The following is a 10,142-nucleotide window of genomic DNA, read 5'->3' as shown; positions in this document are numbered from 1 at the left end:
ACTGGCCGCCGCGACCGCCTTCGCCCTGGGCGCCGCCGCGGCCGCGGCCGCGCCCGCGGCGCAGGCCCAGGACGAGCCCACCGACCTGCTCACCAACGGCGACTTCGCCAATGGGACCTCCGGGTGGTGGAGCACCGCGAACCTGACCGGCGCCGTCGCCGACGGCGAATGGTGCCTCGACGTCCCCGGCGGGACCGCCAACGCCTGGGACGCCATCGTCGGCCAGGACGGCCTGCCGATCGTGTCCGGCGAGTCGTACGAACTCCAGTTCACGGCGCGCGCCTCGGAGGACGTGAGCGTCCGGGCCCTCGTCCAGCGCCCCGTCGACCCCTGGCCTACCGCGGTGGAGCAGTTCCCGACGCTCACGGCCGAGCCCCAGGACTTCAGCTACACCTTCACCGCCGGCGCGGACTGGACCGACGGCCAGCTCGCGTTCCAGATCGGCCGCCACGCCGAGCCGTGGCAGTTCTGCCTATCGGAGGTCAAGTTGCTCACCGGTGCCGAACCGCCCGTGTACGAACCGGACACGGGCCCGCGCGTACGGGTCAACCAGGTCGCGTACTTCGAGGACGGGCCCAAGCGCGCCACCCTCGTGACCGATGCGGCCGCCGCCGTCCCGTGGCAGCTGCACGACGCCGCCGGCGCCCTCGTGGCCTCGGGGAACACCGCCCCGCACGGCGCGGAGTCCACCTCGGGCGAGTCGGTCCACGTCATCGACTTCTCGGGCGTGACCGCCTCCGGCGAGGGCTTCACGATCACCGCCGACGGCGAGACGTCCTACCCGTTCGCGATCGGCGGCGACGCCTACAGCGACCTCGCGGTCGACGCGATCTCGTTCTACTACCCGCAGCGCTCCGGCGTCGCCATCGACGACGCGATCGCACCCGGGTACGGCCGCGAGGCCGGACACGTCGACGAAGCCCCGAACCAGGGCGACGGGGCCGTGACCTGCTACGCGAACGCCTGCGACTACGCGCTGGACGTGACCGGCGGCTGGTACGACGCCGGCGACCACGGCAAGTACGTCGTCAACGGCGGCATCTCCGCCGCCCAGCTCCTGTCGGTCTACGAGCGGGCCCTCCACGCCCCGACCGGCGACACCGCCCGCCTCGCGGACGGGTCCATGCGCATCCCCGAGCACGGCGACGGCGTCCCCGACGTCCTCGACGAGGCCCGCTGGGAGGTCGAGTTCCTCATGTCGATGCAGGTCCCGGCCGGTGAAGAGCTCGCGGGGATGGCGCACCACAAGATCCACGACGAGTTCTGGACCGGCCTGCCGCTCATGCCCGCCGACGACCCGCAGGCGCGCTACCTCCAGCCGCCCTCGACGGCGGCGACCCTGAACCTGGCCGCCGCGGCCGCGCAGGCCTCGCGCCTGTTCGCGCCCTACGACGCCGAGTTCGCCGCGCAGGCCCTCGAAGCGGCCGAGACCGCGTGGGCCGCGGCCCTCGCGCACCCGGACCTCTACGCGCCCGACACCAGCCCCGCCGGCGGCGGCCCCTACGGGGACTCCAAGGTCGAGGACGAGTTCTACTGGGCCGCGGCGGAGCTGTTCCTGACCACCGGCGAGAAGGCGTACGAGGACTTCGTGCTCGACTCCAAGCTCCACGACGCCGACGTCTTCAGCGGCACCGGCTTCTGGTGGGGCGAGGTCGCCCAGCTCGCCAAGCTCGACCTGGCCCTGGTGCCGAACGCACTCCCCGGCCGCGACGAGGTCGTCGCCCAGGTCGTGGCCGGCGCGGACCTCTACCTGTCCGAGCAGGACGCGAGCCCGTGGGACCTCGGGTACGGCGCGAACGGGACCTTCGACTGGGGCTCGAACTCCGCGGTGCTCAACCGGCTCGTAGTCGTCGCGACCGCGTTCGACCTGACGGGCGAGTCGCAGTACCGCGACGGCGTCTTCTCCGGCCTCGACTACATCCTGGGCCGCAACGCCCTCGGGAACTCCTACGTGACCGGGTACGGCTCGCACTTCTCGCAGAACCAGCACAGCCGCTGGTACTCCCACCAGCTCGACCCGAACCTGCCGAACCCGCCCGCCGGGACGCTCTCGGGCGGGCCGAACTCGATCGCCGGCACCTGGGACCCGGTCGCGCAGCGCTGGCTCACCGACTGCGCGCCGCAGCGCTGCTACATCGACGACATCGGGTCGTGGGCGACGAACGAGCTCACCGTCAACTGGAACGCCTCGCTGGCGCAGGTCGCGAACTTCGCGGCCGACCAGACCGGCGGCGTCCAGACCGTGCCGTCCTGCGAGGTCGAGTACCGCATCAACGGCCAGTGGCCCAGCGGGTTCAACGCGCAGATCCTGGTGACCAACACCGGGAGCGTGCCGCTGAACCACATCGCCCTCAAGTGGACGCTGCCGACCGGCCAGTCGATCGTCCACTCGTGGAGCGTGAGCCTCGACCAGGAGGGCCAGGTCGTGACGGCCACCGACGTGGCGGGAGGCAAGGCGCTCAAGCCGGGCCGCACGTTCACGTTCGGGTTCATCGGGGCCAAGGACGGGCGGCCGGCGGTCGCACCCTCCTTCGTGGGCTGCACGACCGGATAGTCTCACCGCCGCCGTGGACCGGGAGGGTGAGCCCGGGGACGGCGAAGGGGCGGCCGCCAATCGGCTGGCGGCCGCCCCTCATGTACCCGCGCCCTGGGTGGCGGGCGCCTAAGTCGCGGCTATTCGTTGGCCGGCTTCTGGTGCTTGGCCCAGTTGCAGACCTTGTCGACGTCGGAGGTACCGAGCAGACCGAGGCTGGCGGCGTTGCTCCAGTCCCAGTTGAGCGCGCAGATGTTCGAGGCGACGTTGACGCCCTTCGGGTTCTGGTCCCACCCGTTGCACAGGTCGGTGACGTCGCTCTTGCCGACGTTGAGCAGGCTGATGACATCGCCGCTCCAGTTGCCGACGCACAGGTTCGACAGGAAGTTGATCCCGCCGAAGTCCTGCGGGTCGTACTCGTAGCCCTCTTGGACGACAGGGGCGGTCTCGGCGGCGATGGCCGGCGCGGCCATGCCCGCGGCCATGACGCCCGCGGCGGCGGCTGCCACAGCGGCCTTGGCGATAAAACGAATCACTGTCACCTCTCAGTGCTCGGTGTCTCCTTGCGACCTATACGTGTCAGGTCGGCCATGAACATAACCGCTCAAATACGACCGCAACGGAGATTCGCGAATCCCGTCACCCGTCGGGTGACAACGTCCACCGCCAGTTCGCATGCCAAGCCGATCCGAGCACCGCTCGGCTAAGCCGCGAACGGCCCGAACGCCAGCGCGGCGGCCGCTCCGCCGAGGATCGCGGGGCCGTACGGGAAGTCCTTGTGGCCCATGAGGATTACTATGGCGGCTTGTCCCCCGCCGACGACGACGGTCGCGACGAGCGCGAAAACGGCGGTCCGCCAGTCGCCCCAGGCGAGCACGAGCGCGAGCAGCCCGGCGAGCTTGACGTCCCCGAACCCCATCTGCCCAGCGGCGCAACCGAGTCCGAAAAGGATGAACGCAGCGGCCGCCAGAACTACTGAACGAATCATCCGGTCGGAGTCACCGGAGGCGACGACGAGGGCCCCGACGATCGGGTACAGCGGCAGGATGAGCACATCAGGCAGTCGTCGTTCGTAGGCATCGACCCACCCGGCGACGATCCCGGAGGCGGCCACCAGAGCGAGGGCGAGGCCGTGCAGCAACCCGGTAGCGCGCCAGACGATGAGCAGCGCCGCGCCCACCGCCACGGCTGCGACGAGCCAAGGAGAGGGCCGCCGAGAGGTGGCCACGGCGACCGCCCGCCGAATCCCAGGCACCAGTAGCGTCGCGGCAGCAGCCGCCCCCACGAACAAGACCATCGCCCGATGCTCGCATTCCCCAGGCGCAGAACACGGCAGCGGCGCGGCCCCGGGAGGGCCGCGCCGCTTGCTTTCGCTATTGCTACTTCCTGGTGCGGCCGTTGCCCGAGCGTGCCCGCTTCGCAGCCGCTCCAGTGCCGTTGCCCTTGCCTTCCAAGCCCAGCAGCGGGCGGAGGTATTCGCCGGTGTGGCTCGCGGCGATGGCGGCGATCTCCTCCGGGGTGCCGGTCGCGACGAGGGAGCCGCCCTTGTCGCCGCCCTCGGGGCCGAGGTCGATGACCCAGTCCGAGGACTTGATGACTTCGAGGTTGTGCTCGATGGTGATGACCGTGTTGCCCTTCTCGACCAGGCCGTCGAGCACGCCCAAGAGCTTGCGCACGTCCTCGAAGTGCAGGCCCGTGGTCGGCTCGTCGAGGATGTACACCGTCTTCCCCGTCGAGCGCTTCTGGAGCTCCGAAGCGAGCTTCACGCGCTGGGCCTCGCCGCCCGACAGGGTCGGGGCCGGCTGGCCGAGGCGCACGTAGCCGAGGCCGACGTCGACCAGCGTCTTGAGGTGCCGGTGGATCGTCTGGATCGGCTCGAAGAACTCCGCGCCCTCCTCGATGGGCATGTCGAGCACATCCGAGATGGTCTTGCCGCGGTAGTGGACCTTGAGCGTGTCCCTGTTGTACCGGGCCCCGCCGCACTCCTCGCACGGGACATAGACGTCCGGCAGGAAGTTCATCTCGATCTTCAGCGTGCCGTCGCCGCCGCACGCCTCGCAGCGGCCGCCCTTGACGTTGAAGGAGAACCGGCCCGGACCCCAGCCGCGGACCTTCGCCTCCGGGGTGCCCGCGAACAGCTTGCGGACCTTGTCGAACACGCCCGTGTAGGTCGCCGGGTTCGAGCGCGGGGTGCGCCCGATCGGGGACTGGTCGACGCCGACGACCTTGTCGACCCCGTCGATGCCGGTGATGGTGCGGTGCTTGCCCGCGACCAGCTTGGCGCCGTTGATCTCCGCGGCGAGCGTGTTGTAGAGGATCTCGTTGACGAGCGTGGACTTGCCGGAGCCGGACACGCCGGTCACGGAGACCATGCAGCCCATCGGGAACGCCACGTCGATGCCCTTGAGGTTGTTCTCGCGGGCGCCCTTGACGACGAGCTCGCGGCTCGGGTCGGGCTTGCGGCGCTGCTCGGGGACCGGGATGTGGCGCCGGCCCGAGACGTAGTCGCCGGTGATGGAGCCCTCGGCGTCGGTGAGCCCGGCGACGGGACCGGAGTAGATGACGTGGCCGCCGTGCTCGCCGGCGCCGGGGCCGATGTCGACGATGTGGTCGGCGACGCGGATGGTGTCCTCGTCGTGCTCGACGACGATGAGCGTGTTCCCCAGGTCGCGCAGGCGCTCCAGGGTGGCGATGAGCCGGTTGTTGTCGCGCTGGTGCAGGCCGATCGAGGGCTCGTCGAGGACGTACAGGACGCCCACGAGGCCCGCGCCGATCTGCGTGGCGAGGCGGATGCGCTGGGCCTCGCCGCCCGAGAGGGACCCGGCGGCGCGCGCGAGGGTGAGGTAGTCGAGGCCGACGTCGAGCAGGAACCGGAGGCGGGCCGTGACCTCCTTGACGATCGGGGCGGCGATCATCGTGTCGCGGTCGGAGAGCTTGAGCGCGTTGAAGAACGTGGAGCACTCGCTGATCGAGAGGGTGCAGACCTCGTGGATCGACAGGCCCTCGACGGTGACCGCCAGGACCTCGGGCTTGAGCCGGGTGCCCTCGCAGGTCGAGCACGGGATCTCCCGCATGAACTGCTCGTACTTCTCGCGGGTCCACTCGGAGTCGGTCTCGGTGTGGCGCCGCTCGACCCACGGGACGACGCCTTCGAAGCGGGTCTCGTAGGAGCGGCGCTGCCCGCGCTTGTTGCGGTAGGCGACCTGGAGGGTCTCGTCGAACCCGTAGAGGACGGCCTTCTGGGCGCCGCTGGGCAGGTCGGCCCACTTGGTGTCGACGTCGAAGCCGACGGCCTCGCCGAGCGCCTCGATCTGGTACAGGAAGTAGTCGCCCATGCCGACCGAGGACCACGGCGCGAGCGCGCCGCCCCGGATGGTGGCCTCCTGGTCGCGGATGACCAGTTCCGGGTCGACCTCCTTGCGCATGCCGAGGCCGTGGCAGACGGGGCACGCGCCGAACGGCGCGTTGAACGAGAACGTGCGCGGCTCCAGCTCGTCGAGCTGGAGCGGGTGGTCGTTAGGGCACGCGAGCTTCTCGGAGAAGCGGCGGGTGCGGGCCGGGTCGCCCTCGGCGACATCGACGAAGTCGAGTTCGACGACGCCGTCGGCGAGGCCCAGCGCCGACTCGACCGAGTCAGTGACGCGCTGGATGGAGGAGGGCTTGACGACGAGGCGGTCGATGACGACCTCGATGTCGTGCTTCTCCTGCTTCTTGAGCTTGGGCACGTCGGTGAGGGCGTACACCTCGCCGTCGACGCGGGCGCGGGCGTAGCCCTGCTGCTGGAGGTCGCCGAACAGCTCGACGAACTCGCCCTTGCGCTTGCGCACCACGGGGGCGAGGACCTGGAAGCGGGTGCCCTCGGGCAGCGCCATGATCTGGTCGGTGATCTGCTGCGGGGACTGGCGGCCGATCTCCTCGCCGCACTGCGGACAGTGCGGGACGCCGACGCGGGCGTACAGGAGCCGCATGTAGTCGTAGATCTCGGTGATGGTGCCGACGGTCGAGCGCGGGTTGCGCGAGGTCGACTTCTGGTCGATCGAGACGGCCGGCGAGAGGCCCTCGATGAAGTCGACGTCGGGCTTGTCCATCTGGCCGAGGAACTGGCGGGCGTAGGCCGAGAGCGATTCGACGTAGCGGCGCTGGCCCTCCGCGAAGATCGTGTCGAACGCGAGGGAGGACTTCCCCGAGCCGGAGAGGCCGGTGAAGACGATCAGCGAGTCGCGGGGGAGGTCGAGGTCGACGTCCTTGAGGTTGTGCTCGCGCGCGCCGCGGACGACGATGGTGCCTGATGAGTGCGGTTTCGGATCGGTCGATGAGTGCTCGTTGGCCACGTTGGGAATCTAACGTTCGGGTCCGACAGTTCTGGGAGGCCCGCTGTTCGAAAGGGCGCCTGAGTCGCGCCTGCGGCGGGCCGCCTGTCGAGGTTACCTCGCCGGGAGCTGCGGATATCGCCCTCGCTGTGAGCTTTCACTCATCCTTCACCGGGACGAGAAACGGGCCCGGAGTCCGCCCCCGGGCCCGCCTCCGCCGCCTTCTCAGTCGAACCGGTACAGGTCGTAGTCGTCCATGATCCCGATGAGCTTGTCCGCGTACTTCGGGTCGGTGGCGTACCCGGCCTTGTGCACCTCGCGGGCGAAGCGCTGCGGGTCGTCGGCGTGGTCCATGGCCGTGGCGTACCGCGACCAGTTCGACAGCAGGTCGCCGTGGTCCTGGAACGAGTCCTCGACCGAGGCGTAGGCCCGGAACGTGGCGTCCATGTCGAAGCACCCGCCCGTCGGGCTGCACTCGAACGTGGCGTAGTCGCGGCAGCCGAGGGCGTGGTCGCCGGGCGAGCCGAAGCACTTCATGCCGAACAGGTTGTGGTCCTCGCGGGCCAGCGCGCCCTTGCCCCAGCCGGTCTCCAGGATGGCCTGGGCGAGCGTGACGGAGGCGGGGACGCCGGTGTCGCGGTCGCTGGCCTGGGCGGCGGCGGCGTGGGCCGAGATGAAGCCCTGGTTGCCGCCGCGCGGGACGGACGGCGGGTCCTGGCCGCACCAGCCGAGCCAGGGCAGGCCGGCGCTCCATTTGATGTAGGCGGCGCTGACGTAGCGCTTGTCGCCGACCTTGTACCAGACGCCGGACTTGCCGGCGGTGCCGTCGACCTGCTGGCCCCAGACCTGGCACTGGACGAGGACGCCGGAGCCGTTGGCGAGGCCGCCCTGGCGTCCGGCGGTGGAGGAGGCGGCGGCGCGGACGTTGAGCTCGCCGCCGCCGGTGGTGACGGTCGAGTTCGTCGGCGCCTCGGTCGCGGCCGAGCACCAGGGGACGTCCTGCGAGGGCGACCAGCTGATGTAGGCGTTGGAGACCCAGCGGTCCTTGCCGATGCGCAGCCAGGTGGGTGAGGTGCGCACGTGTCCGGCGACGAGTTCGCCGCGGGATTTGCAGAAGACCTCCGGGTTGGCGCCCTTCTCCAGGGTGCCGACGGCCTTCTGGTCGGTGGCCGGGCCGGACCGCACGTTGACCGGGCCGGAGGTCGTGGAGACGATCGCGCCGGTGATCTTGGCATAGGAGGGGAGCGCGCCGACGAGGATCGCTCCGGCGGCGAGCGCGAGAACCATAACGAATCGGATGGATATATGGAATACGCCCATAACACAGCAGTGTATGAAATCACGGACGATCTGTCATGGAAAGCAACAATGTGAGCGAGACTCTCGACGCCTGGAGGCGCCTGGAAGTGACGCGTGGCCGCGATCACCTGGGTTGACGCCAGGTGGACCGGCCCACTAGGTGACAATGGTCGTCGTGTCTACACGCTCTGATCTGCGCAACATCGCCATCGTCGCCCACGTCGACCACGGCAAGACCACGCTCGTCGACGCCATGCTCAAGCAGGCGGGCGCCTTCCGTGAGGGTGCCGCGGTCGACGACCGCGTCATGGACTCGGGTGACCTGGAACGCGAGAAGGGCATCACGATCCTCGCGAAGAACACCGCGGTCCACTACGCCAACCCGGTCGACGGCTCCGAGATGGTCATCAACATCATCGACACGCCCGGCCACGCCGACTTCGGCGGCGAGGTCGAGCGCGGCCTGTCGATGGTCGACGCGGTGGTCCTGCTCGTCGACGCCTCCGAGGGCCCGCTGCCCCAGACCCGCTTCGTGCTGCGCAAGGCCCTGACCGCGCGCCTGCCGGTCATCCTGTGCATCAACAAGACCGACCGCCCGGACGCCCGCATCGACGAGGTCGTCAACGAGACGTACGACCTGTTCCTGGACCTGGACGCCGACGAGGACCAGATCGAGTTCCCGATCGTCTACGCCTGCGCCCGCGACGGGGTCGCGTCCCTGACCAAGCCGAAGGACGGCACGGTCCCCGAGGACTCCGACAGCCTCAAGCCGTTCTTCGACACCATCATCGAGCACGTGCCCGCGCCCGAGTACGACCCCGAGGCGCCGCTCCAGGCCCACGTCACCAACCTCGACGCCGACAACTTCCTCGGCCGCATCGCGCTGTGCCGCGTGGAGGAGGGCGAGCTGCGCAAGGGCCAGACCGTCACGTGGATCAAGCGCGACGGCTCCCAGCAGAACGTCCGCATCACCGAGCTCATGATGACCGAGGCGCTCACCCGCAAGCCCGCCGAGAAGGCCGGCCCGGGCGACATCTGCGCGATCGCGGGCATCCCCGACATCATGATCGGCGAGACCCTCGCCGACCCGGAGAACCCGGTCGCGCTGCCGCTCATCACCGTCGACGAGCCGGCGATCTCGATGACCATCGGCACCAACACCTCGCCGCTGGTCGGCAAGGGCGGCAAGGGCCACAAGGTCACCGCCCGCCAGGTGAAGGACCGCCTCGACCGCGAACTGGTCGGCAACGTCTCGCTCCGGGTCCTGCCGACCGCGCGTCCGGACGCCTGGGAGGTGCAGGGCCGCGGCGAGCTGGCCCTGGCGATCCTGGTCGAGCAGATGCGCCGCGAGGGCTTCGAGCTCACCGTCGGCAAGCCCGAGGTGGTCACGAAGCAGATCGACGGCAAGACCCACGAGCCGGTCGAGCGCATGACCATCGACTCCCCCGAGGAGCACCTGGGCGCGATCACCCAGCTCATGGCGACCCGCAAGGGCCGCATGGAGACCATGACGAACCACGGTTCGGGCTGGGTCCGCATGGAGTGGCTGGTCCCCTCGCGCGGCCTCATCGGGTTCCGCACCGACTTCCTGACGCAGACCCGCGGCACCGGCATCGCGCACTCGATCTACGAGAAGCACGAGCCGTGGTTCGGCGAGCTGAAGACCCGCAACAACGGCTCGCTCGTGGCCGACCGGGCCGGGGCGGTCACCGCGTTCGCGATGATCAACCTCCAGGAGCGCGGCGTCCTGTTCTGCGGCCCGACCACCGAGGTGTACGAGGGCATGATCGTCGGCGAGAACTCGCGCACCGACGACATGGACGTCAACATCACCAAGGAGAAGAAGCTCACCAACATGCGCGCGGCCGCGGCCGACTCCACCGAGAACGTGGTGCCGCCGCGCCTGCTGTCGCTGGAGCAGTCGCTGGAGTTCTGCCGCGACGACGAGTGCGTCGAGGTGACCCCGGAGACGGTGCGCATCCGCAAGGTCGTCCTGGACC

The 10,142-nt window shown here is 69.9% G+C and carries 6 protein-coding genes; 2 read left to right on the top strand and 4 right to left on the bottom strand.

Annotated features, from left to right (window positions below):
• The first annotated feature begins 1 nt into the window (after position 1).
• Positions 2-2,554 (top strand): glycoside hydrolase family 9 protein, encoded by a 2,553-nt coding sequence (locus DI269_RS03295; RefSeq protein ID WP_112133704.1) that lies wholly within the window; start codon positions 2-4, stop codon positions 2,552-2,554.
• Between the two features lie 119 nt (positions 2,555-2,673).
• Here the strand turns inward: DI269_RS03295 and DI269_RS03290 are convergent, their stop codons facing one another.
• The 4 genes from DI269_RS03290 to gsmA form a co-directional block, all read right to left on the bottom strand.
• Positions 2,674-3,042 carry a hypothetical protein gene (locus DI269_RS03290; RefSeq protein ID WP_112133703.1) on the bottom strand — a complete coding sequence of 123 codons (369 nt, stop codon included), beginning with the start codon at positions 3,040-3,042 and terminating at the stop codon, positions 2,674-2,676.
• Positions 3,043-3,236: 194 nt separating this feature from the next.
• A complete protein-coding gene (locus tag DI269_RS03285; protein ID WP_157974736.1) occupies positions 3,237-3,761 on the bottom strand; it encodes an A24 family peptidase in 525 nt (174 codons plus the stop codon).
• 151 nt (positions 3,762-3,912) lie between these two features.
• Positions 3,913-6,813 (bottom strand): excinuclease ABC subunit UvrA, encoded by a 2,901-nt coding sequence (uvrA, locus tag DI269_RS03280; RefSeq protein WP_112133706.1) that lies wholly within the window; start codon positions 6,811-6,813, stop codon positions 3,913-3,915.
• 255 nt (positions 6,814-7,068) lie between these two features.
• The gene (gene gsmA / locus DI269_RS03275) at positions 7,069-8,130 is read right to left on the bottom strand and encodes a sporangiospore maturation cell wall hydrolase GsmA (protein ID WP_198667103.1); all 1,062 of its coding nucleotides are present in this window, start codon (positions 8,128-8,130) and stop codon (positions 7,069-7,071) included.
• 187 nt (positions 8,131-8,317) lie between these two features.
• Here gsmA and typA point away from each other — a divergent pair.
• Positions 8,318-10,142: translational GTPase TypA (gene typA, locus DI269_RS03270; protein ID WP_112133705.1), on the top strand; the 1,825-nt coding region annotated here is incomplete at its 3' end.

Source organism: Glycomyces dulcitolivorans, assembly GCF_003265355.1.
In the GTDB taxonomy this organism is placed as follows: Bacteria; Actinomycetota; Actinomycetes; order Mycobacteriales; family Micromonosporaceae; genus Glycomyces; species Glycomyces dulcitolivorans.
Note: the sequence above shows the minus strand (reverse complement) of the source record. Positions and strands in the feature narration are given on the sequence as shown.

What these genes read in the sequence shown, in the direction of transcription:
- gsmA (WP_198667103.1), bottom strand. Translation starts at nt 8,130, where the DNA reads ATGGTTCTCGCGCTCGCCGCCGGAGCGATCCTCGTCGGCGCGCTCCCC.